The following is a 21894-nucleotide window of genomic DNA, read 5'->3' as shown; positions in this document are numbered from 1 at the left end:
GTCAGATCCTTGATCGTGGCAACCCATGCGAAAGCTAACGCGATAACCTCTGCGCCCATTCGTCGAGGATATACCTGCGACAACTTGCTGGAAATAGTCTGATTCCTCTGGTTGGGGCTGCCCTGACTTTGACATGCACGAAAAAGCCGGACCCGACTGAGGCCAATCATGTCGGATCCGGCTTTTTCTCTGCCCGCTTCTAGGCGGATGGCCGTACATAAGGGAGCATGCGTAGGCGGCGGAGCGATGGCTCATCACCGGCCAACGAGGCAGCTTAGCCGCGCGCGAGTTCCTCCGGGGACGGTTCGTCGTCTGGATATCCGGCCATCCGGCGCAGGCTCGCCAGTTGCTCCGGGTACATCATTGCCGAGTGGTCGCGCAGGTAGCGGCGGGCGATGTCAGCTTGGGATTCGGTCAGGACGGCCCCGGCTACCAGGGGGTGGACAATCAGTGCGGCTTGTTCGCCCGGCAGCCGGAAGGAGAATGTGGTGCCGTCCGGGGCGGTGACGATCAGGTCGGCTGCACCACGGTTCGCCACGCATGGCTCCCCGAGTGCCTGGTCCTCGGACCAGCCTTTGACGGTGATCGAGTAGCCGTCCTCTGATACGGCGGTGGCCTCGCTGAGGAGGTTCCGGCTCACGGCAAGAGCCCGTCGAGGGAGTCCGGGACGGTGAACGCGGCGAGGATCTCCTCGTCGGTTTCGACCGGCTTCTCTTCCAGCATCTCGATGATGACCGGGATCGCGTAATGGATGGGGCCGATCATGGACCGTTTCATCGCTTCCATTTGGGCCGGCGTCAGAACACCCATGGTTCCGGGCAGCGCCGTCGCTTCAAGCATGGCTTTGAATGCCCTGTCGACAATGCTGGTCATGTCCAGGTCTTCACGTTTTCTCGTCATGCCAGACATGTGTGCGGCGCCGTGGCGATCAGTTCCCGGGGAGGACGTATTCCTCGGCCTTGATGCTCCATCCGGGTGCGGACGAGACGACGACGATCGTGTAGGTGCCGGGCGGGACCTTGAAGGTCTTTTCGCTGGTTTCCGGGTGCGAGGTGATGAACAACTGCTGCCCGGGGCCTCCGTTGTCAGGCTGCAGGTACACGTATGCCGCCGCCGGGAGGTGCCAGCTCAGATGCACGGATCCGCTCGTGAGCTTCATCGGCGTCACCGGATTCTGGGATGAGGCGACCCCGCGGACAATCCACGCCGGTTGTGGAGGAGGCTTGGGAGGGTTGATCATGCCCAGTACGCGGGCCTGGATGTCACCGCAGAGGGCCTGGGCCGGGGGCAACGCGAGCGTGCTGACAGCCCAGAGCACGGATACTGCGTAGACGACAGTGACAGCCCATGCTGCCCTCCGGTGTCGGCGCGAACCGGTCAACGGGTGGCCGCCGCCGTCCGTTGCGGACCCGGACAGGATGCGTGCCAGGTCGATGAGCCACCACACGCCAAGCCCACCGGCAGTGAGAAGTTTCAGTATCCCCGTGAACGGTCGGCGCAGATAGAACCGGTCCGCGCCGACGACGCCCAGGGTCAGGGACAGCACCCACGCGGTGCGGAAGTCCCGCAGGTGCGACAGGTCGGCCGGGAACTCGATGCCGTAGAGTTCCCCGACGCCGAGCCGCCTGTTTTCGAACAGGGCGTCCGGGATGTAGTCAGTGGCCGGGTCCTCGGGCATCAGTGGGCGGACCCTGCGGGGAAGCTCAACAGACATGGGTCACGCCCCGGCGGCGGTGAAACAGACGGCGGCGAGGACGGCGGAGGCGGCCCCCGCACTCCAGGCGGCGGCCCCGACAATGGCGTAGGCCGTCCGCAGCGGGACGCAATCGCGGACGTCATCGGGGTAGAACCGGGCCAGGACCCGGTCCGCCCCGGCGCGGGCAACCAGCAGGAGGACCGCGGTGAGGGCAAGCCCGATGACAAAGTACATGGGCGTCATGTGTGCGGCAGCCGGGGCGGGCCTCCCCGGGTGTCCTGAAGGCCCGCACCGGTCCGGTCGGGCCACTGGGCGTGCCGGTTCAGCGGAACGATGCCTGGCGCTGGAGGACCTGGGCGACGTAGACCTTGGTGTCGTCGTACATGCCGCGGTGCAGCACCGAATACTGGCCCTGGTAGTAGGAGGCAATCGCGGCCTCCAGGGACGGGCTGGTGCGGACCAGCGCCCGGATGATCACCAGGCCGGCCGTGATGTTGTCCCGGGTGTTGTTCAAGTCCAGGGTGCGGCCGATGAGCTGGGAGGCCCACGTCCCGGAGGAGGGCATGATCTGCATGGTCCCGATCGCCCCGGCGGAGGATACGACGTTCTGCCGGAAGCCGGACTCCTGTTGGGCGATGGCCAGGGCCAGGGACACGTCGACGCCCATGGAGCGTGCGGTGTCGGCGACCAGCTGCTTCACGTCAGCGGTGCTGGTAGTTGCCGGGGCGGCCGCAGGGCGGGTAACCGGTGCCGGTGCCGCAGGCTTCACAGGAGCCGGTGCGACAGGCGCCGCCGGTGCAGCCCCGGTGAGCTTGATGCTCTGGCCCGGGTAGATGACCGTATTCATCCCCATGTTGTTGGCGGCGAAGATGGACGCCAGGGAAACGCCGTGGGACGATGCGATCGCCCAGAGGGTGTCACCGGGTTTGACCGTGTAGGTGGCCGCCGACGGGGCCGCAGGTGCGGCAACCGGAGCCGGTGCGACAGGTGCAGCCCCGGTGAGCTTGATGCTCTGGCCCGGGTAGATGATCGTGTTCATGCCCATGTTGTTGGCGGCGAAGATGGACGCGAGCGAAACGCCGTGGGAGGCGGCGATCGCCCACAAGGTGTCACCGGATTTGACCGTATAGGTGGTGTCAGCGGCGGCCCGGACGACGGCGGGCGACGTGGCCGGCACGGCGGCCGGGGCGGGGGATGCCTGGTCCGGGAGGGCGAGCCCGGAAAGGACGATCGCCGAGAGGGTTCCGGCGGTGGCGGCGGCGCTGAGCCTGCGGGAAGAGGTCTTGCGGGAGAGCATGTTGAATCCTTGAACGATGACAGGGGGTCAGTGGTCGAACGGCAAGGCCGTCCCGACCGCCAAGGATCATGCGTAGGTCTGAACTGCAGGCCTGCTCGCGGCCGGCATCGCAGGCCACTGACAGTCCGCGGCCGGACCGTCACTGGCTGACTGGCAGGCCAATCAGCCAGTCGCGGAGCTTCAGGGTGGAGAGGCAGTCGTATTCGTTGTACGCGAGGATGTCCTTGAAAATGGCCCACGCTGTGCCGGTGTCGCCGTCCTCGACAGCAGCCCGGTAGTCGGCGTACTGGGTGATCGAATCGACTGCCGTCGCGGTTCCGGTCCGGTGCCCGTCCATGTAGAGCGGCTCCAGCTTTTTGATCGACAGGGACCGGTCCGAAATCATCAGGGACGTTTTGACGATCTCATACAGGTCGAACAGGACCCCGGCTTCGACGAGCCATTCGACTTCGGCGGCCATCACCCCTTGCCGGGCAGCGAGGCGGCGCAGTGCCGTGACCTCGTAGCTGGCGTAGTGGTAGATGTGCAGCCCCGGGTGCTGCTTCACCTGCGCCGTCACATGCGTGATGAAGTCGATGAGGGCCTGCTTCTCGGCGGAATAGTCGTGGGCGATGTACGCCGAGAACCTGGTCCCGCCGGCTGCCTGGTGCTCGAGGAGCCCGAACAGGTACTCCATGCCCCATTCCCTGGTGTCGGGGTCCTGGTAGAGCGGGTCCCCTTCGAAGTCGAAGAAGATGTCACCGGCATCCGGTGCCGGGATCCGGGCGAGGGTGTGCGGGACGATGAGTTTGAACGACACTCCGTTGATCGTCCCGGTCTCGGTGCCCATCCCGCACTGGAGTTTGGCCTGCTCGTGCAAGGTGGACTGGATCCGGTCCCCGCCCGGGAAGGTTGTGGTGGCGAACCCATGCATGGTCTCGGTGCCGGCGGCGATCAGCCGGGCCCGGCGGGTACGGTTCATGCCGCGGATGAGCATGAGGTCATCGTTGGCTGCGATGGCGGCCTTGCAGTCGGCGCAGCTCAGGCACGCCGTCCAGCGGGTATCGCCCCAACCGGCCGGATCGTCGTCGTCGAGGTGGTCGTGCAAGAGCGCGGACAGGTGCATGCGGGCGTACCGGTAACCGGGCAGCAGATCGTACAGTGCGTGGATGCTGCGCTCCCCGGAGCCAAGGATCAGGACAGCTTCGGGGTGGACTCTTACGCCGGCGGTCTCAAGCTGGTCTGCGTAGGCGGCCAGCTGCATCAGGGCCGGTGCCTTCGCCGAACGGGCCAGCTTGGTGTCGTGCACCGCCCAGGAGCCGTCCGGTTCCCGGACCAGGAAGTCGGCGGCGCCGTGGAAGGACCCGTCGAAGAAGGATGCCTGGTAGATGACACCGTGGTCTCCGGCGAGGGCGGCCATCGTGTCCTGGTGGCGGGCCCGCAGCGCAGTGCGGGAGAGCCGGCCGGAGGCCTGGACCTCGTAGACTCCGCGCGGGCGCAGGGATTCGAGCACCTCGATTTCGTGCCGGGTACCCAGATCGGTGACGACCCGGAGCATCGCATCCTTGACCGGTTCCACCGCGATCCGGCCTGTGAGGGCGTCAAGGCGCCGCATCGCGGCGTACTCGCAGGCGTAGCCGGTGACGATGTCGGTCGCGGAGATGACCAGGTCGTCCTCACCGTAGGGATCTTCGGCGGGGAGAAAGAACATGAGCGCCTCCAGTGCGTGTGCGGGTCTTTATTGTGCACATGCGTCGACGACATTATTGGCTTCCGCGTTGAGCGACAACCGCCGGCCATGAAAAAGGCACCGCACCGTTGAACGGTGCGGTGCCTTCCGGGTTCCGGCGGGTGTCAGGGAATGAGGCGACGGTCGGTTTCGCGGAACACTTCACACAGGTCCGAGGCTAGGGCGTCCCCGTCGGGGTGTCCGGTCTGCGTGGCGGTGTGGTTCAGGAACCCTGGCACCATCGAAGGGTGCAGGAGGGATGCCCCGTCCCCGCGGAGAGAGGGTGTGTCCTCGGAGACGTCCAGCTCGTACTCGGTGCCGTCGACCTTCAGTTCGGCGGTCCGGTACTCCCGGTTCAACTCCCCGATCAAGCTTTCGAAGTGTCGGAACGAGGAATCGGCGACGACGTCCATCATGACTGCGTATTCGCGGTGCCCGTCGTGGAGTTTGAGGAGCTCCTTGGCCCGGTCCTGCTCGAAGATGGACCCGCCGAACGAGCTCATGTCGGCCCGGCAGAGCCAGTTGTCGCGGTCGTAGTCTTCCGCGGCGCCGCTGGTGGCCGAGAAGGACACCATCCTGTCGCCGATCTCGAGAGTGTGCTGGATGTTTCCGTTCTGGACGGTGAACTCGGTGTTGTTCCCGATCTTCGTCAATGTGATGTCGCCCCGGATTCCGGATTCGGCGACCAGCTTCTGAGCTGTGAGCGCGAGCCCGAGGTTTCCGCCTTCGGTGTCCAGGTCCTCGGCGATTCGTACCTTGTCGTTGCCAAGCTGTTGTCCGGGTTCGAGCAGGGGCTTGGCGTTCGGGAGTTTGAGCTGATCCAGCACCTCTTCCTGTTCCTGGCGGGGCAGGGACTCGAAATTGGCTGCCTGGCGGTTGTACTCGATCAGCTCGGGAGGCAGCGGGATCTCCGTCACGTCCCTTCCCCAGCCGTCCATCCGGCGCTGGCATTTGCCGGTCTCGGCGGCGACGCTGGTGCGGACGAGATCGCCGACATAGGCCACGGCGGCCGTATCCAGCGGGGACGGGACGGTCAAGGTGATGCCTGCTTCTGTGTGCAGTTCGGCGGCGAATTGTCCGCCGGATGGGATGCCGGGCTGGACACGGCTGCGGCTCTCTACGTTCATACCTGCCTGTGTGCGGCGGGGACACGTGCCGAGCGGTGGGCGCGGATGACCGACTTGGATACGGCCGATGCATTCGCTTCGAGTCCGGCTTCGCGGGCGCGGTCCTTGAAAGATTCGGCCAGGGTGGTGCCAGCCTCCGGGTCACGAAATCGCACCTGTGCGAGGCAGTGAGCGTTCCTGCGGTCCACGGTGCCGAAGATCGTTCCGTAGGCGACATTGTCGATTCTCTCGATCATGCGGCAGACGTCGGACTCGAACACGGTCACCAGCGACTCGTTGAACACGCGGAGCGTCTCGACATGGGAGTTCTGCACTCCGCCTTCTCCAGCGTCGAGGCGGGTACGGACGTGAACCTGAAATCTCTTCATGTCAGTCCATGTGTACGGACCCGCCGCCTGCGGTCACCGCCGCACACAACCAGGTGAACCCGCTGAAAGGAACACCATGGGCCACTGGGACACCGAACACGGGGAGATCATCCTCCCCTCCGCTGAATTCGCCGCCGTCCGCCAGGTAGTTCAGAAAGCCACCCACGAACACCAGACCATGGTCTTCGAAGAAACCCAGACTTTCTGGAAGAGCCTGACCCGTAAGGAGCAGACCGACCCGGCCGCCTACACGGCAGCCCTCAGGAAGTACACGGAAGCCAAGCACAAGGAGTTTTACGCCTACCAGGACAGGCCGTCGTGGAGCCGGCCGGCACATCCGCCGGTCTCCGAAGAGTTCAACGACGACGTCGAATGGCGTCTTTCCCTCCCCTACGGCGGTAAGCCAGCCCGCGTACTCAAGTCGGACCTGCCGTTCCCGACCAACCGGACCACCAGCTTCCCGGCCGGTGAAGGGTCCGTGTCCTTCGACAAGGACTCCAACATGGTCCGGTGGAGCACCGGGGATAACCGCGGCGCCACGGAGCGGGCGCACGAATCGGTAGCCGCCACGGCATTCTTCAACCGGCTCAAGACCGTGAAATGGACCCGGAACACAGGCGGGGTCATCACAGGAACCAACGAGTATGCCCAGGACGCCGGCCAGAGCCCGTCCTGCCACAGCGCGTTCGGACCGATCGGAGCCGCCACCGAGCCATCCAACTGCCACGAGTACACCGACTCGAAAGGCAACCGGATCAACCGGAAGGATCTGCACAATCTCCAGATGGAGTTGTGGGAGGCCCAGCGCAAGCTGCAGCAGCGGATGGCGAAGGCCACGGCGGCCGCCGGCCGGGGCAAGACGACCGCTGCTTCCAACAGGGCCCAGTGCTCCTATAGCTGTCCTGAGCCGCCAAGTTTGTGCGGTTGAAGGACTGATCGTGCGATTGTGGTGGAGTGACTGGGCTTATTGAGGAGTGGACTTTGGTTGGGCGCGACTTTGACCTGCTCGGTCAGAAACCTCGCTCCACGCGCCTGGGATTCGCGTTGTTGCTGAAGTTTTTCGAGAATGAGGCAAGATTCCCCAGCGGGGCTGATGAGTTCGACCGCGCAGCGGTGGATTATGTTTCCGAGCAGGTAGAAGTTGAGGCGCAAGACTTTGGAGCCTATGCCTGGACGGGGCGGACAATCGAGCGTCACCGCGCCGAGATCCGGACGGTGTTTGGCTTTAGAGAGTTCACTCGTGCCGATGAGGCTGATCTAACGGCGTGGCTTGCAATGAAGGTCTGTCCTTCTGAAGTTCGAGAAAGTGCTCTGGCGGAGGCCGTTTTGGGTCGTTGCCGTCACGAAAGGATTGAGCCACCGGGGGCGCCTGAATCGAATGATCGGTGCGGCTCGGGCAATGTTTGAACAGGATTTCTCCACGAATGTCCTATCTCGTTTTGGTCCGGAGCGTATGGCAAGGTTGGACGCGTTGGTCGTAGATGGCACGTCGGGTTCGTTGCTGACAGTTCGGTGTGTTCTGGAAATCCGATGGATACATCCGCCCTGCCCTGGCCCGCCAGGTACTCACGACCTTCTCCGATACCCCGGCAAACAAATCCACCGGCAACTCCAATGCCTGAGCTGCCGAAAGCTTCTCCACCTCCGTTAGCAGTGCTTCCAGCCCCGCAGGCCCAGGGTCGGCCTTCAACACTTTGTCGGGACAAGCCATGGACGCCCGCCCGCTCCGACCGACCCTCAGCGTTTCTGCACCTGGCCGCGTCTCAATAATGTGTCTCACCCTGATATTCTCAAAATCAACCGCACTGAACCATTTAGGAGATTGCAGAGGGCCGACATGACTCGCCTTGGTTACGCCCGAGTGAGCGCGGCAGACCAGAGCACAGAACTGCAGATCCGGGAATTGGATGCCGCAGGATGCGAACGCATCTACCGCGACCACGGAATCAGTGGAACCCGGACCGGCCGGCCCGGGCTGGACAAGCTTCTGGACCGACTCAGCCCAGGGGACGAGGTCGTGGTGTGGAAGCTAGACAGGCTGGGACGCAACACCCGCCACCTGCTGGAGCTGCTCGATGATTTCAAGGCGCGCGGCATCAAGTTCAGATCGCTGCGCGACGGCATCGCCACAGATCCAGATAGCAGCCTGGGCGGGGCCATGGTCCAGGCCATGGTCACTATCATTTCCGCGTTCGCCCAACTGGAACGTGACCAGCTATCCGAACGTACCCGGGCAGGGATGGTCGTAGCCGCTGCCAACGGCCGCAAGGCAGGACGACGCGAGATAACCGCCGACCACGGCAAGGTCAAACGGGCCCGAGAGCTAAAGGCCAAAGGCCTCAAACCCTCAGACATCGGAAAGATCATCGGGGCCAGCCGCGCCACCGTCTACCGCTACCTGAGCATGGATGGCACCTGACGATGCCATCCTCGCGCTTAAATGTTCGGTGGGAAGAGCTGAAACGATGACCAACCGCCCCGGTGAACGAGGTGTTTCCACACAAAATAGTCATCGCCCCAAGAACTGGAACCCGATTCCCTTTCGGAGCGGCCCCTTCCGGAACCAGTCCAACTTGGCGGCTCAGGAACACGTCGACTGTTGCTTAGCCATTAGGAGACACGCTAGCGTTCGCCAGGAGCGTGCCGTGGTTGGCGTTGAAGGGCGTGTCTCCCAATTCTTGGGTGGGCTTTTGGGCAAAATTGAGAGGTGAGCTCGCGTTATGCCTTGTTATCCGATGCCCAGTAGGAGTTCGTTGCCCCGTTGACGCCTGATTCGTCGCGGAAACCGGCCCGCCCGTTCAATGACCACCGGCTGATGACCGAGGGGATCATCTACCGCTACCGGGCAGGTATTCCGTTGCGGGATCTGCCTTCCCATTTTGTACTCCACCGTTGCCGCCTCGACGACGCGCCTGCCAGTCTCGTCCCCGGCCCGCAAACGGCCGCCCTGCGAAGCGGTCACCTCATTCGGTCTTAGACTAAGGCGCCCAGAATGTCCAGTAGCCGCAGTGGCTGAGAATCTCGGTCCATCCCGATTGGAACCCGGCGCCGATAATGACGACAACGACGACAAACACCACCCAGAACGCTTTGGCGTTGTAGTGCTTTAGGCCGACGAGCGCCGGCAGGAGGCCGATCAGAATGGCTACCGCCAGGGTAAAGCCGAGCCCGCTGCCGAGCAGGGCGTCGAATATCCCGCTGATGGTGCAGTCGCTGGGCAGGGTGATGGGAAAGGGCGGGTTCGGGTTCATTGCTTCACCGCGTGGGAGACAGGGATGATCCGCGCAATCGCTTCCACGTGGACCCCTCGCCGGCCACGACTATCGACGAGCCGAGTGGTCCGGCGCCCTGCAGCGAAGCCGACGCAAGACGATGAGGAAGCTGGCACTGGCCGAGGCCGGGCGGAGCGCGCGGTCCCCGCGGCCTCTGCCGCGAGCGGATCTTCGTCAGGCTGAGACATCGACAGCAGTGATGGTTGTGAGCTCCTCGCGGGTCCGGGGGCCCGCGGGGCGGGCGCCAAGGCGGCGAGCCATGTTGGTTACTGCCTCGTCGAGGAGATTGCGGGCGAAGCGGGCATTGCCGAAGTTGGGGGACTGGCGCCCGGCCGCCAGCCGACTTAGCATCGCCTCCTCAGCTGCGGGTTCCAGTGTCAGCCCGTCGGCGGTGGCCTGAGCTCGCACGATCTCGAGAAGCTCGTCCTCGGAGTAGTCGTTGAAAACGATTGTCTTGCCGAAACGGGACGCCAACCCGGGATTGGCGGCCAGGAACTCCTTCATCCTGTCGGTGTAGCCGGCCACGATGACCACGGTATCCGTGCGGTGGTCCTCCATTAGCTTGACGAGCGTGTTGATCGCCTCGATCCCGAAGTCCCCGGTGTGGTCTCCCGGGCGTGAGAGGGCGTAAGCCTCGTCGATGAACAGGATCCCGCCTCGAGCCTCGGCAAATTTTTCTGCCGTCTTGAGCGCCGTTTGACCAATGTAGCCCGCGACGAGGTCTTGACTGCCCACCTCCACGACCTGGCCGTCACGAAGGACGCCGAGAGCCGATAGGATTCGCCCGTACAGGCGGGCTACCGTGGTCTTGCCGGTGCCGGGCGGGCCGGCGAAGACCAGGTGGGGGCTGACCCGGCGGCCGGCGATACCCATATTGCGCTGCTCCTTCTGGAGGGTGAGGAGATTGATCAGACCGGACACTTGGGCTTTGACCCCAGTCAGCCCTATCAAGGCATCGAGGTCGGATAGGACCGCGGCAAGGCCCTGCCCTTCGATCTCCGCTGGTCGGCTGTTGTCCTCTTCGGCGATGTCGGCCACGTCGAGCCTCGCCAGTTCCTCAGGCGACAGGTCCCGACGTCCCGCGAGCCGCCGACCCATCGCCACCCGCGCCCGGTCAACCAGTTCACGGATCTCGCGGGCGTTGCCGAACGTGGGGCCACGCTCCGTCCGGGCCATCAGGTCCCTCACCGCAGCCAACACCCCTTCGTCGCAGCGGAGGCCGAGTTCCGCGACCCGCCGGGCAAAGATCTCGACGAGTTCGTCGACAGTGTAGGAGTCGAAGTGGATCGTCTTGGTGAACCTTGACGCCAACCCCGGGTTGGACTTCAAGAACTGTTCCATCTTCGCGGTGTAGCCGGCCGCTATGACGACCACCTCCGAGCGGTGGTCCTCCATGAGCTTAACTAGGGTGTTGATCGCCTCAGCCCCGAAGTCGTGGGCTCCACCGGCGTGCTGAACCAGGGTGTACGCCTCGTCGATAAGAAGAACCCCGCCCCGCGCCGCCATGAACTGCTGGGTGGTGAGCTGCGCGGTCCCCCCGACGTGCTCAGAGACCAAGTCCGCCTGACTCACCTCGTGCACTTCGCCCTTGGTAAGAACCCCGGCGGCCGCGAGCAGCTTCCCATACAGGCGGGCCACCGTCGTCTTCCCCGTACCAGGCGGACCGGCGAAGATCAGGTGCCGGGCCATTGGCTCCGCGACCAGCCCCGCGTTCCGCTGCTGGCGCTCCAACTCTACGAAGCTCATGACGTCAGCCACATCGCGTTTGACCGCCCGCAACCCGATCAGGCTGTCGAGCTGGACCAGCAGAGAGTCGACGCTTAATGCAGCCCCTCGATGCCCACCGCTGGAAGCCGCTGTAACCGGCTTGGGAGGCTCCATCCCTCCGACATCAGCGAAGGGGGTCGCTGGCCGCTCAACAGTGAAACCGCCTCTTTGGCCAGCCTTGCCCGTCGTGGTCGGTATAAACGGTCCGGGAGTCAGGTATTTCAGGCACGAAAGAGCCCGGTACGACACGTCATCTACTTGCAGGAGGTACGCCCCTACTTGCGGCTGCTGGCCGAATAGCGCCTGACACATTCGATTGATCACCTTCGCCGGTTCGGCCGGTTCGTTGACAGAGCGCAAAATGGCCGCACCGTTGGGCTGTTCCTTGGCCCACCTTTCGAACGGTCGACGCAGCGCGGCCACCTCGTCTATCAGACCTGAGGCGTCGTCGTTCAGCACCTGGTACTCGCATTCGAAGACAGCAGCGCCAGACCCTGGCGGGACCCCGCGGCTTTGAAGGATCTTTAGCACTCGCCGGGTCAACTCCCGGCCTGGTTGGTAGGTCTTCAGGATCCGGACCCGACGAATGCCTCGGACCTCGTACAAGTGCGAGGCTTCGGAGACACGCGCCTCTACCGCATACTCGGACCGCTGAGCCTGGCCCAGGAACGGCTGGACCAGGAACGGTTCGTCGCGACGCGCCGCACCCCGCAGGAGATCTGGCCACGGGGTCTGGAGACGATCTTCCGGGACAGACAGAGAGGCGTCAGGGAAGAGGACCCCTTCGCCCATTGAGATCACCATGGCCGCTGTTTTGGGGACACGGCCGGCCTTCTGGACCGGAACGGGCGAGTACCGTGCGGGGGCAACGGACCGAACTCGCCTCAACTGGTACACCGCCACAACCCCGAGGACGATCGCGACTAAAAACGACCCAGCGGGATTCGTTTTTGTCCCAAGGTCGGACATACCGCCCGCCGCAAACGCTAGTGCAGCGAATCCGAGGAATATGGCTAGCCTCCAGTGCCGACGGGACATCTTAACCGGCCCTCTTCTCTTCCTCCGCCACCGAGTGAGTACTCTGGATGGAGTCGCCCCTTGCCAGCCTTGACCATCTGCCAACCTGCTCGCGCTGATGGTCGAGGTTCAAAAGATGTCCTCACGGAACGTGACGCTTGCCCGCATAATACAGTGGTCATCCCCGTCTGTCGAGCGAGCGCTCACCGGACTTCGCCTTCCTTTCCATTCCCCGATAGCACGCGGCCTTGCCCGTTCGACGCGGCAGTTGGTGTCCGCCGGCCCTCCCCCGCCCTGAACTACCGTGGCTTGTGGGGGCAGTTCCTTAGGCACTGCGGTGGATAAAACGCGCTCTTTTAGGGGTGTAGCACGATGGCCGCGACGATGAAGGCAATCACGGCGACGTCGAAAATGAGGAAGAAAAGGAAGCCCTTGAGGACCCAGTGCTTGCTCTTCCGGCGCGCCTCAGCGACCCCCTCAGGGCTCAGGTCGGGGCACCAGTGAGGGACGCCGATCAGGAGTTGCCGTCCGCAGTTGCTGCAGTACAAAGGCATGTCACGCCCCCTTTGCTGACGCTCTACTACTATCTGAGACCATCGGCGACCCGGTTGCCGGGGTGGCGCGCACCTTGGTTTCGGCACGTCTCAGGTCCAGGCGAATTGGGCGAAGTTTTCGGCCCAGCGCCTCACGCCTGTTTTGTTCCAATACTACGCACCGGCGCTGAGCTACGGTTGCTTCGCCTGCGGCAGGATCGGGGTATGGCACTGTGCTCCGCATAACGTTTGTCGATAACCTGGCTCTGGTCCGAAATAATGTCTGAACCCGGTCGGCAAGGGTGCTCAGGCCGCCTCGTGGGTTCGAAGCGGACGGCGAGGCCGAGGGCGTTGGCCTGGTGGGAGATCCGGCCTCGATGTTTCTGCGGTGGCCGGTTGATCTTGTGCCCGTGATGTCGTGCTGATCCCTTCCGGTGGGTCGTGCCGGGTCGGGTCGCGCGTCGGCTGAATCGCGATCAAGGAGAGAACCTTGATCTGCAGCTGGGTGCCTTAAAGGGTGCAGGATGCGATCGCATCTTTGAAGACACGATGAGCGGCACCAAGGCCGGTCGCACCGGTCTGGCCAAGGCGCTGGATGTGCTCCGGGAGGGCGATAGCCTCATCGTGTGGAAGCTGGACCGTCTTGGCCGCAGCGTGAAGGACCTCCTGGATTTCGCCGGAGGCCTGAACGATCGCGGCATTGGCTTTGTCAGCCTCACTGACTCGATCGACACCACCGCGGCCTCACGGCGTTGAAGAGCAGTCCCATGCATTGCATCGGGATCACGCGGGCCGCCTAGGCAAGCGGCGGACCCGTCACCAAGCGCTAGCCAAGTGGTCCGCTCCTTCCCCAGGGAACGAAGTAACGCGCGATGTTGGGAAAGGGCCGGAGTCAATATCTGAGACGAGGCGCTGGCCGTTTCCCAAAGGGGGCAGCTCTACGAAACTGCCGAACTAAGAGATAACCCGTGAGTTCCCGGGGTCCTCGGTGGGGCTGCGAGGGTCCGTTCCGCCCAGGACCAGGGCGTTCCGGCATTTGGCGAGCAGGACCGGTGGATCTCTCCGTACGGCCAGGCGAAGGGCGCAATTTTCAGAGGGGTGATGGCCGCGGCCGGCCGTCAAGCCCAAAGCCCGACGCATTCGAAAGAAAACCTCAAAGTCTCCGACCTCTACAAGCAACCGAAAGGGCGAGCGACCCTCATCGCGTCCACCCCAGCCGGACCGCAATACTTCGTGGTCGACGCCCAGCACGCCGCCGATATCGAGCCGTTCCGACACACGATCTCAGCAGAGGAAGCGGTGCAACACGGCTTGCGCGCGACTGACAGCGAGCCAGCACACCTGAAGGCTCAGGCGACGACCCACGTCCTGTTCAAGGAGATGACGCCCGCCGAGCAGCGCCGATTTCACTCGGAAGAACGGGAGCTACTCGGGCGCATCAATGCATTTGAGGCTCTTCCACTAAACACACAGCAGGCCCAAATGCAGAAGGATCCGGCGTGGGCCCGTGAGGTTCGCTCGTCGCGGGCCCTGGCGGCTCTGCCCGACGCGGAGCGGTTGGCCAGCCACGCGCTGATCGTGCAGGCCTTCAGCACGGGCTCCATCCGTCATTTCAGTTTCACGGTCATCCAAGCTGCCGATGAAGACACGCCGGCCTCCTGTACCGTGTATCGGGTGGACCCCTAGTCGGAGACCAGGTAAGACGAGCGAACGGGGAAGCTGATGTCGGATTGGAGTGAAGAGGCTGCTGGTATCGGGCCGAGACAACCGGAAGGGCCGGTCTGCTTCATCTGCGGGGGGACGGGATGCCCGCTCTGCGACGGCACGGGGCGCATGGCCGGTTCTCTGATGGCGACGGGCCTGAGCGCGCAGGACGAGCTCTTGATGTTGCTTGAAGCGCTCGGCGCCCGCGACCTGAGACCGAAGTGCTACGTGCACGAGGGTCCGGACATTTCACTGCTCGGGGATCGACCGCTGATGCACTACGACATGACCGGTCAATGTCAGGGGGGACACCCTCATGTCGTTTGGGATCCAGCCAGTCGTAACCTCGACGAGATGGTCGTGGTAGATGAACTCGTCTGGCCGGTGATCGACCCACAAGAGAACTGGGCCCCTCCGGCCAATGTCGAGCCGGGCAATTTCGCCGCCTTCGTCCAACCTGACTGGCTTCGGAAGCTCGCCCCCTTCGTCCAACCTGACTGGTTTCGGGTTTTTCCGGTCATCGAGGTCGTTTTGTGGACGGCCGGCGCCTCGGGGCAAGGAACGAGGCAGGCCATGGACTGGTTGTCCGCGGGGCAACTGGCACACATGCTCGCCTACTGCCGCCCCCTCGCTGATCAGCTCGGGCGCGGCCAGCTGCCGTTGATCAGCGCCGTGGAGGGGGTGCTCGCCTCGCCTGAGCCGCAGCTGCAGTCCGCCGTGCACGCGGCGTGGCAGGCGCTCGCCCCGGTTGAAGAGGCCATTCGCAGCAACGGACCTCGGGCGCAGCGGCTCGATCTGGACTCGTGGCTGGCCACCTCGACAATCATGGCCGTCAGCCTGCCCCAGGGAGCGTCCCTCGCCCAACGCCAGGTGGCCGTAGCCCTGCTGAAAGCCGTCGCAAATGGCGCTGCGCGGCGTAACCGGCCACCGGCGGGCCCGACGGTGGTCTGGCACCACGTCGGCGCCCCGCACCCAAAAGGCGCCGTGAACCACGGCGGGGTCTCCTGGCGCCAGCTCGTTCTCGCCGCAGGGGGATCGGGCTTCACGGGTTGGACCTTCGGCGCTACTGCTGGCGATGGGTGGCGGCACCCGGACTGGATCCTCGGCGCAACCGCAGACCCGGGCTCACGGCAGGCGGTGACGAGGCGCCTGGGCCCCGTCAATGTTCCGGAGCTGTCCGCCGGTCAGCTGCTCCTCATCCGGGACGGGTGGCCGCCGACGGCCCTGACGCCGATCAATCGCTGAGGTAGTACCGGGAGAAGGGCGTTTCGCGAGGTCACCGTGGTTCTCCCGAGGCGTCCGCTCTGAGCACAGAGGGGTCACTTGAGAATTCGGAGCTCAGAGTACGTTAGTGATGGCAGATCGTTGATTTCTAGCGTACTTTGTAGTCCATTCTCCGTCTGATCACCAGCTGATCCTCTTGAATACCCCTCATTTTCAAGAACTTCAGACCGTCCGAAACGAAACCCCCGGAAACAATCGGATTTGTGGTTCTCAAAACTGGTCCTCGAAACCGATTCTCAACAGTTGGCCTTGGCCTCGGGTGTCGAGAAGCCGCTTAGCGTACTCTGAGCTCCGAATTCTGACGTGACCCCCTTGGCGGCTGGGGACACCTTCAGGAGAACTGGGCCAACAGAGGCAGCTTCGCCGCCTATGGCCACTCGGAGCCATCCATCCGGCTCTACTAGCGCGGCGCCGGGGAGATTCCCGTCTGGCCTGCTACTTCGTCGTCGAGCAGTAGACCGTCTTGGCCGTGACCAGGAGAATCAGCGCATCGGTTTGGGTGAGTCCGTGCGCCTTCACCTTGTCCAATGCGGCCTGGGCAGGAAGTCCTGCGGCCAGATCGGTACAGATGCCGCGTCCAATGGAGATAAGCGTGGGGTCATCAGGCCCGGCGGGAACTGCTTTTCGTGCGCCTGCCAGGAACGCCTTATCCAATGTGGCGGGGTCAATGGAACCGTTTCCCAGGGGCGTGGTCGTGACGGATGGGGTCGGGGTGGGCGTTGCGCTGGGGGACGTTGAGGCGGTCGTGGAGACATCTGATGGAGTTGTCGGTGCCGCTGATGGCTGCGAGGAGCAACCCGTGAGAAGCAGAACGGACAGGACGGCTGCAGCGGCAAGTATTCTCACCGGCTGGTTCAACGCAAGTGCGGACGGGATCGGCGTGATGGTCTCGGTCATTACTCCCCATAGGTAGTGGCTCGCTGTCAGGTTACAGCCAGCACCGGCTTGGCGATGACGCGACACTGCTGGCCCGGACTGAGACCCGACTCTGATGATCCGTTATGCGCCGGCGGCTTTCAGGAAGCGACGGTCTGCCGGGACGGTGAGGGTCCGGGCCCGGTCGTTGCCGGAGACGAACGTGATAGTCAGTTTGCCGTCGGCTGCGGGTTCGATCGCCGAAACCACGTAGGTGACGCGCTGCGTCGTGTGGGACCACCAGCGGACGTCGGATCCGTCCAGGACATCCCCAACGGCCAGCTCGTCTGCGCGGGCGGTGTTTGTCGTGTCGGCGTGCTGGGCGTGCTCCGAAAGCCATGCATCCATCCTGGAAGCCACCGCGGCCTGCTTCTCCTTCTCGTGCCGTTCCACCCCGGCGAGGGCGAAGACCCGGTCAAGGTTCGGGACCTGGCTGGCGTACTCGGCCCAGGAGCTGACCCGCTTCGGGGCGTAGATACCGAAGATCCGGCTCAGGTCTTCCCAGATGCGGTCCGCGGCCAGTGTTACCGGGGTGTCCGGGTTCACGACGACGATTCCTCCGCCGGGCACGAAGTGGGCGCGGTAACCCAGCCCGCTCATCTGCTCGGTGTCGTCGTTGAACTCGAACGGTGCGGTCCCGATGCGGAAGAACTCCACGCCCTCGACCTCGACACGCTCTAAAAGGTCGGCCTCGGCGTCATCCCAGGCTGTGTCCTGCTCGTACCGGTACTGGACCCGGACGCCGTCCTTGTCCCACTTAAAGAGGTTGAACTCATCAGTGAGCAACAGCGGAATGTCGTCGCGGGAGATCAGGTAGCCCTCGGAAAGGACCGGGACAGGGACGGTGTGATCAAAGCTGATCCAGCTAATTGCGCGCATTGCTCGATACTCCTCCGGGACTGGCCCCGGCCGGTGCCGGTGCTTTCATCACCCCATGTGTGAGGACGGCTCGGCAAGTCTCACCGTCCCCGATACTTACTTGCTTTCGCCCGGCCGGCTGACCATCTCCCAGTCGACAGTTCCTCCACCATCCTCGCCAGCGCTGTTGATCTCGATCACTAACCGAAATATCAGCCATGTGGACTTCATCGGATGAGTTTCGCTGCCAGGGAGTCATCGGGGATCAGGGCGAATCCGCCGAGGGTGTGTCTGTGCAGGTGCATGCCGGTAACCATGCTTAGGAGATGACACAGGCCCCGCCGAAGCGGGGCCCGTGTCATCCAGTGTGGCTACTCGCCGGCTGCCGGGGCGTAGAACTGGTCCGCATAGCGGAGGAGGGCCGCTTCTGCGTTCCTGTTCCGCTCGTCGTTGTAATATGCATCGGCTTCCCGGCCGGCCCTGTCCCCTTCGAAGTAGTCGACGAACGCGGTGCTGTACACGGAGAGGTGCCCGTTGTCCGTTGTCATCCGGTGACTGAACTTGAGGTAGCCGCCCGGACGATACGGAATCCAAACGATGTGGCCGACGTCGGCACCGTCCGCAGGCTCTTCGTCGCGGAACTTCGCGTTGTAGGTCCCGTCGCTGGAGTTTGACAAGATGGCCCGATCGTCGAGGGCCAGCAAGGCAGCGATAACACGGCGGTACCGCTCGGATGCGTCCTTGACGGCTTTTCGGCCGTCGATCGGAGTAGCCTCTTCGGGTGGCAAAACAGTTGGCCGTTCCGCCGACTCGAGGAAGCGTGCGATGTCCAGATCCAGGTTGGTTAGAGCGGATTCGCCCAAAAGGTACCACCGGTGGGGAGGGACGAGGCCGAACACGCTGACACCGATGCATGCTTCGCGTTTGACCATCGTTGTTGGGTCCAAGGTAAATCTCGACGTTTGGAGCGGTGAGTCAAGAAGTTTCATCAAAAGTCCTGTCTGTGGTCGGGGCGTCTCGGGTAGGTGCCCCTCTGTTTCTATGCGCCGTGCCCGCCGACGGGCCTTGCCTGACAGCTGGAGATTCACCTGCTATTAGCACCGCCGAACCCGGTCCTGGCCGCACACAGGATGAGGTGACCACCTTTCCAAACCGCCAGCCTCGAGGTATATCCACGGGCGGCCAGTTCGCCGCCGCGACCCACTCTGAGCCGGACTTCACCCTCGCACTTGTGCAGGGCGCTACCTTGCCACCGCGGGGTAGATGGACGGAGAAGAGGATTCGCGAGGCTGCGGAGGAGCGACACGCAGCCGCGGAAACTCTCAGGCTGGAGATGGCGGCCGCGGACGACGCTCTCATCGAGAAGCAGCGCGCCGCTGACCAGGAGTTCTTCGACTGGGACACCGAATTCACTGCCAGCATTCTCGGGGAGGAGGAAGTACCTCAAGGACAGGGCGTTTCTGCGCGAGATGTTCAGCGCGGATCCGGACTACCGCTATAACCGGCAGTACACGCACAAGACCCTTGCCCCGCTTCGGGAGAGCGCCCAGGTACTGATCAACCGGGTACTGAATAAAATCGAGGAGCGGACCGGCGGCGACAACGAGTGGTACATCCGGCTCTGATATTCCTATCCGCAACAGGACGACCCGATGCCGACTGCTTGTGATGTCTCTGCAGCTGCACCGAGGCAGGTTGTTCATTCTTTGTTGGCCGTGATCCCTGAGTATTTTACTTTCGCGCCGCACACTACAGGGCAACGCCCGGACCCCTGGCGCAAGACAATTCACCGAGAGGATCCGCGATGGCACTGCGACTCCCCCACACCCTCCCGACCCTCACGACAGCCACCGGCCGTTTCGTCATGGCACCGTTCAGTACCGCAGATGTGGAACCTCTCGCCCACATCCTGGCCAATGACGACATCTGGGCCCAGGGCTTCGGCGACGGCGACCACCGCCCGGGGACTCACGTCGAGATCATGGCGTACATCCACCGCAAGTACGAAGGCCTGCGGATCTTCGCAATCCACTACACCGGCCTTCCCGGCGGGCCGCTGTTCATCGGCACTACCGGGATCACCGAATCCCACGCCAGGACCGAGCGAGTGAAGATCGGCCGGACCGTCATCAGTCCCGCCTTCTGGGGCATGAAGGCCAACCAGGAAGTGAAGCTGGCCCTGTTGGACTGGCTCGTCGCCCGAGGTGCCGGCCGGATCGAATGCGATGTGGACCCCCGCAACCACCGATCGCTGTCCTCACTGACCCGCTTCGGGTTCACGGTGGAAGGCACACGGCGCCGGTCCTCGCAGCGGGTCGACGGAACCTGGCGCGACATCACGATCCTGTCCCTGCTGGTCGAGGAATGGCCGGAAGTCAGGGAACGGGCGCTCCGGTCCCTGGACGGGATCTCTTTGGCGGCGGCCTGACCGGCAGCTTCAAGGGAACCGCGGAGACCGTCTGCGCATGTAGAAAGGCAGAGGCTCCACCCGTCCCCGAGAGGCAACCATGGCTCGTCCCGCGCTGCGTACCGACATTGCATCCGCCTTCCGCCGAGGCAACGGCGCTACACGGGGTTGCGGGCGCGAAATCCGCGCCCTCGAAACCAACCTGACCGTGGACGAAAAGGTCGTCCGGGCAGCCGGGGCCCGATATGGCCGGAAGGTCGGCCTGCTGGTCCTGACCGATCGGCGACTGATGTTCCTTGTGGAGGGATGGTTCACGAAGGCCTTCGTCGAGTTCTCCATTGCCCGGATCTCCCAGGTTGGCTGGTTCTCGGGGTACGGTATCGGGGAGTTGATCCTGAATATCGGAGGACTCCGGGAAGAGATCACCAGCATCAACACCGGAGCCGGTACGAGGGTCGCCGACGATCTCCGGAACCGGGTGGCCAGAATTGACGACCAGCGTCTCGCTGACTCGGAGCGATCCGCAGCCCTGTTCGCGATGGTCGAGCAGCTGCACAGCGTGCACTTCGTTCCGGGGAGCCCCGAGGAAGCAGTCGTCCCCGATGCGCCTTTCCGCGGTCTTCGAGGCGACGTGCTGACCGGGACCTAAGCGGAAATTCTGACGAATATCATCCGCTATGTGTCACCAGCCGGTGAAATCAGGGACGGTTTCATCCACAAAGACGTGGCTAACACCGTGCATGGCATTGAACGTCCCGGCCTCGCGGAAACCACGGGCGGTACAGAACCGGCGGGCGTCCAGGGAGGTTCCTTGGACGGTCAGCGCGGGCTGGTAACCGTTGTCCCACGCGTAGCTTGTCGCGACCGAGAGCAGTTCCCGTCCCAGGCCGCGTCCCTGGAAATCCGGGCCCACGAAGAATTGGCCGATCACACAGAAACCCCGTTCCGCTACCGGCACGCACCCCATGACCGGCAGGTGTTCCCACAAGGTCGGACTCAGCCGGCCGACGGAGATGTGACCGGCAATCCGGCCGTCGGAGGAAATCGCGACCCACCGCTGCAGGACGGGTTCGCGGGTCAGCCAGCCGGAAAGCTCAGCGCGATCCGGTGCGTCGCCCACAGGTGGGAATTCTTCTGTCGCGTCACGGACATCGAGCAGAGTCTGCACCGTGCCGGCGAGGTGGAAGGCGTGGTTATACGGCACAACGAGGGGCTACCAAAAGTCTCCGGGCGCGGCCGAAGGCCAGTCAGTGTCATTGTCATGCCAACGACCATGCGCCGATCCGCGGATTCCTTTCCCCGCCGCACACTAGGGGGCATGAAGAAGCGCAACGTTTCGCTGAAGACCTACCCTTGCGGCACCCTCGTACTTGAGGTGACCACCACTAACCTGCCGATCATCGCCACGGAGGCCGTCCCGGAAACGGAGCGGGAGCCCGTCAAAGTCTAGGGGCCGCTCTGCAGGGTGAGGGTTTCTCCTCAGTCCGCACACATAGCTTCCGAAGCGGACGTTTACGTCATCGTCCGGTCCTCCACACTGGGATCGGAAATCATGCGAAGCGAAGATTGGACCGGGCTGACTCCTTGCCTGCTAGGGGACTTTCTGCGGACGCTGGTGGAGCTGAGAACTCGCCCACGAAAAGTGAACCGGGTCGGCATCGTGCCGGCCCGGTTTCTTTATTCATGGTGAGATGGGTCCGGTGCTCCGCACACATCCCGGGTATGGAAACGAACCTCCCGCGCCACCGCAGCAGCGCCTTCCCGACGAGCGTTGGTGTCGCCCGCGCGATCGCCAAAGAGATCGCCGCAGATCGCAGGGCCCGCTGTCCGTGGCGGTTCATCGCAGAGAAGACCTCCCTGACCCGCGTCGAATGCATCCGGCTCGCCCACGCCCTTGACGAAGTGGTCGACGAAATCAAAACGTCCCGAGGCTAGGCTGAA

At 63.8% G+C, this 21894-nt stretch carries 26 protein-coding genes; 11 read left to right on the top strand and 15 right to left on the bottom strand.

The window, feature by feature from the left end; all coding sequences use genetic code 11:
* Positions 1–274 precede the first annotated feature (274 nt).
* The 8 genes from AC3ANQ_RS07570 to AC3ANQ_RS07535 all read right to left on the bottom strand — a co-directional run bounded on the left by AC3ANQ_RS07570 (position 275) and on the right by AC3ANQ_RS07535 (position 6196).
* The gene (locus tag AC3ANQ_RS07570) at positions 275–640 is read right to left on the bottom strand and encodes a hypothetical protein (protein ID WP_488304519.1); all 366 of its coding nucleotides are present in this window, start codon (positions 638–640) and stop codon (positions 275–277) included.
* Positions 637–900: a hypothetical protein gene (locus AC3ANQ_RS07565; protein ID WP_488304518.1), complete on the bottom strand. Its 264-nt coding sequence runs from the start codon at positions 898–900 to the stop codon at positions 637–639. Before AC3ANQ_RS07565 ends, AC3ANQ_RS07570 begins: the two co-directional genes overlap by 4 nt.
* Before the next feature lie 28 nt (positions 901–928).
* Positions 929–1714, bottom strand: coding sequence for a TM2 domain-containing protein (locus AC3ANQ_RS07560; RefSeq protein ID WP_488304517.1), 786 nt, complete (start codon positions 1712–1714; stop codon positions 929–931).
* Between the two features lie 3 nt (positions 1715–1717).
* On the bottom strand, positions 1718–1930 hold the full coding sequence (locus AC3ANQ_RS07555; protein WP_488304516.1) for a hypothetical protein: 213 nt from the start codon (positions 1928–1930) through the stop codon (positions 1718–1720).
* A gap of 88 nt (positions 1931–2018) precedes the next feature.
* Positions 2019–2993: a lytic transglycosylase domain-containing protein gene (locus tag AC3ANQ_RS07550; protein WP_488304515.1), complete on the bottom strand. Its 975-nt coding sequence runs from the start codon at positions 2991–2993 to the stop codon at positions 2019–2021.
* Positions 2994–3132: 139 nt separating this feature from the next.
* Positions 3133–4683 (bottom strand): TM0106 family RecB-like putative nuclease, encoded by a 1551-nt coding sequence (locus AC3ANQ_RS07545; RefSeq protein WP_488304514.1) that lies wholly within the window; start codon positions 4681–4683, stop codon positions 3133–3135.
* A 143-nt stretch (positions 4684–4826) separates the two neighbouring features.
* Complete coding sequence (locus AC3ANQ_RS07540) at positions 4827–5828, bottom strand: hypothetical protein (RefSeq protein ID WP_488304513.1); 1002 nt, start codon at positions 5826–5828, stop codon at positions 4827–4829.
* Positions 5825–6196 (bottom strand): hypothetical protein, encoded by a 372-nt coding sequence (locus AC3ANQ_RS07535; RefSeq protein WP_488304512.1) that lies wholly within the window; start codon positions 6194–6196, stop codon positions 5825–5827. The genes AC3ANQ_RS07540 and AC3ANQ_RS07535 overlap by 4 nt, the downstream gene beginning before the upstream one ends.
* A gap of 76 nt (positions 6197–6272) precedes the next feature.
* On the opposite strand from AC3ANQ_RS07535, the gene AC3ANQ_RS07530 reads away from it, so the two are divergent.
* The 3 genes from AC3ANQ_RS07530 (at position 6273) to AC3ANQ_RS07520 (ending at position 8615) form a co-directional block, all read left to right on the top strand.
* Complete coding sequence (locus tag AC3ANQ_RS07530; protein WP_488304511.1) at positions 6273–7124, top strand: hypothetical protein; 852 nt, start codon at positions 6273–6275, stop codon at positions 7122–7124.
* A 26-nt stretch (positions 7125–7150) separates the two neighbouring features.
* Complete coding sequence (locus tag AC3ANQ_RS07525; protein WP_488304510.1) at positions 7151–7603, top strand: DUF4158 domain-containing protein; 453 nt, start codon at positions 7151–7153, stop codon at positions 7601–7603.
* Between the two features lie 430 nt (positions 7604–8033).
* Positions 8034–8615 carry a recombinase family protein gene (locus tag AC3ANQ_RS07520; protein WP_488304509.1) on the top strand — a complete coding sequence of 194 codons (582 nt, stop codon included), beginning with the start codon at positions 8034–8036 and terminating at the stop codon, positions 8613–8615.
* 559 nt (positions 8616–9174) lie between these two features.
* Here the strand turns inward: AC3ANQ_RS07520 and AC3ANQ_RS07515 are convergent.
* From AC3ANQ_RS07515 to AC3ANQ_RS07505, 3 genes are all read right to left on the bottom strand, one after another.
* Positions 9175–9447 carry a hypothetical protein gene (locus tag AC3ANQ_RS07515; protein ID WP_488304508.1) on the bottom strand — a complete coding sequence of 91 codons (273 nt, stop codon included), beginning with the start codon at positions 9445–9447 and terminating at the stop codon, positions 9175–9177.
* A 195-nt stretch (positions 9448–9642) separates the two neighbouring features.
* Positions 9643–12039: an AAA family ATPase gene (locus AC3ANQ_RS07510; RefSeq protein ID WP_488304507.1), complete on the bottom strand. Its 2397-nt coding sequence runs from the start codon at positions 12037–12039 to the stop codon at positions 9643–9645.
* Between the two features lie 569 nt (positions 12040–12608).
* Positions 12609–12806 carry a hypothetical protein gene (locus AC3ANQ_RS07505; RefSeq protein ID WP_488304506.1) on the bottom strand — a complete coding sequence of 66 codons (198 nt, stop codon included), beginning with the start codon at positions 12804–12806 and terminating at the stop codon, positions 12609–12611.
* Between the two features lie 420 nt (positions 12807–13226).
* Between AC3ANQ_RS07505 and AC3ANQ_RS07500 the strand changes: the two genes are divergently transcribed.
* The 3 genes from AC3ANQ_RS07500 to AC3ANQ_RS07490 all read left to right on the top strand — a co-directional run bounded on the left by AC3ANQ_RS07500 (position 13227) and on the right by AC3ANQ_RS07490 (position 15734).
* The gene (locus AC3ANQ_RS07500) at positions 13227–13541 is read left to right on the top strand and encodes a recombinase family protein (RefSeq protein WP_488304505.1); all 315 of its coding nucleotides are present in this window, start codon (positions 13227–13229) and stop codon (positions 13539–13541) included.
* Between the two features lie 345 nt (positions 13542–13886).
* On the top strand, positions 13887–14471 hold the full coding sequence (locus tag AC3ANQ_RS07495) for a hypothetical protein (protein ID WP_488304504.1): 585 nt from the start codon (positions 13887–13889) through the stop codon (positions 14469–14471).
* A 147-nt stretch (positions 14472–14618) separates the two neighbouring features.
* A complete protein-coding gene (locus tag AC3ANQ_RS07490) occupies positions 14619–15734 on the top strand; it encodes a hypothetical protein (protein WP_488304503.1) in 1116 nt (371 codons plus the stop codon).
* Positions 15735–16208: 474 nt separating this feature from the next.
* Here the strand turns inward: AC3ANQ_RS07490 and AC3ANQ_RS07485 are convergent, their stop codons facing one another.
* The 3 genes from AC3ANQ_RS07485 to AC3ANQ_RS07475 form a co-directional block, all read right to left on the bottom strand.
* Positions 16209–16670: a DUF732 domain-containing protein gene (locus tag AC3ANQ_RS07485; protein WP_488304502.1), complete on the bottom strand. Its 462-nt coding sequence runs from the start codon at positions 16668–16670 to the stop codon at positions 16209–16211.
* Positions 16671–16772: 102 nt separating this feature from the next.
* Positions 16773–17567 carry a hypothetical protein gene (locus AC3ANQ_RS07480; protein ID WP_488304501.1) on the bottom strand — a complete coding sequence of 265 codons (795 nt, stop codon included), beginning with the start codon at positions 17565–17567 and terminating at the stop codon, positions 16773–16775.
* Between the two features lie 350 nt (positions 17568–17917).
* On the bottom strand, positions 17918–18535 hold the full coding sequence (locus AC3ANQ_RS07475) for a hypothetical protein (RefSeq protein WP_488304500.1): 618 nt from the start codon (positions 18533–18535) through the stop codon (positions 17918–17920).
* 146 nt (positions 18536–18681) lie between these two features.
* On the opposite strand from AC3ANQ_RS07475, the gene AC3ANQ_RS07470 reads away from it, so the two are divergent.
* The 3 genes from AC3ANQ_RS07470 to AC3ANQ_RS07460 all read left to right on the top strand — a co-directional run bounded on the left by AC3ANQ_RS07470 (position 18682) and on the right by AC3ANQ_RS07460 (position 20602).
* Positions 18682–19047 carry a hypothetical protein gene (locus AC3ANQ_RS07470; RefSeq protein ID WP_488304499.1) on the top strand — a complete coding sequence of 122 codons (366 nt, stop codon included), beginning with the start codon at positions 18682–18684 and terminating at the stop codon, positions 19045–19047.
* Positions 19048–19350: 303 nt separating this feature from the next.
* Entirely contained in the window at positions 19351–19974 is a 624-nt protein-coding gene (locus tag AC3ANQ_RS07465; protein WP_488304498.1) for a GNAT family N-acetyltransferase, read from the top strand.
* 79 nt (positions 19975–20053) lie between these two features.
* On the top strand, positions 20054–20602 hold the full coding sequence (locus AC3ANQ_RS07460) for a hypothetical protein (protein WP_488304497.1): 549 nt from the start codon (positions 20054–20056) through the stop codon (positions 20600–20602).
* Between the two features lie 33 nt (positions 20603–20635).
* Here the strand turns inward: AC3ANQ_RS07460 and AC3ANQ_RS07455 are convergent, their stop codons facing one another.
* Positions 20636–21157 carry a GNAT family N-acetyltransferase gene (locus AC3ANQ_RS07455; RefSeq protein ID WP_488304496.1) on the bottom strand — a complete coding sequence of 174 codons (522 nt, stop codon included), beginning with the start codon at positions 21155–21157 and terminating at the stop codon, positions 20636–20638.
* A 114-nt stretch (positions 21158–21271) separates the two neighbouring features.
* Between AC3ANQ_RS07455 and AC3ANQ_RS07450 the strand changes: the two genes are divergently transcribed.
* Positions 21272–21403, top strand: a complete 132-nt coding sequence (locus tag AC3ANQ_RS07450) for a hypothetical protein (protein WP_488304495.1) — start codon at positions 21272–21274, stop codon at positions 21401–21403.
* 272 nt (positions 21404–21675) lie between these two features.
* The gene (locus AC3ANQ_RS07445; RefSeq protein ID WP_488304494.1) at positions 21676–21888 is read left to right on the top strand and encodes a hypothetical protein; all 213 of its coding nucleotides are present in this window, start codon (positions 21676–21678) and stop codon (positions 21886–21888) included.
* Positions 21889–21894 lie beyond the last annotated feature (6 nt).

Source organism: Arthrobacter sp. DMZ02-1R (assembly GCF_057747935.1).
The sequence above is the reverse complement of the archived record's forward strand: the minus strand, read 5'-3'. Positions and strand labels throughout refer to the sequence as shown.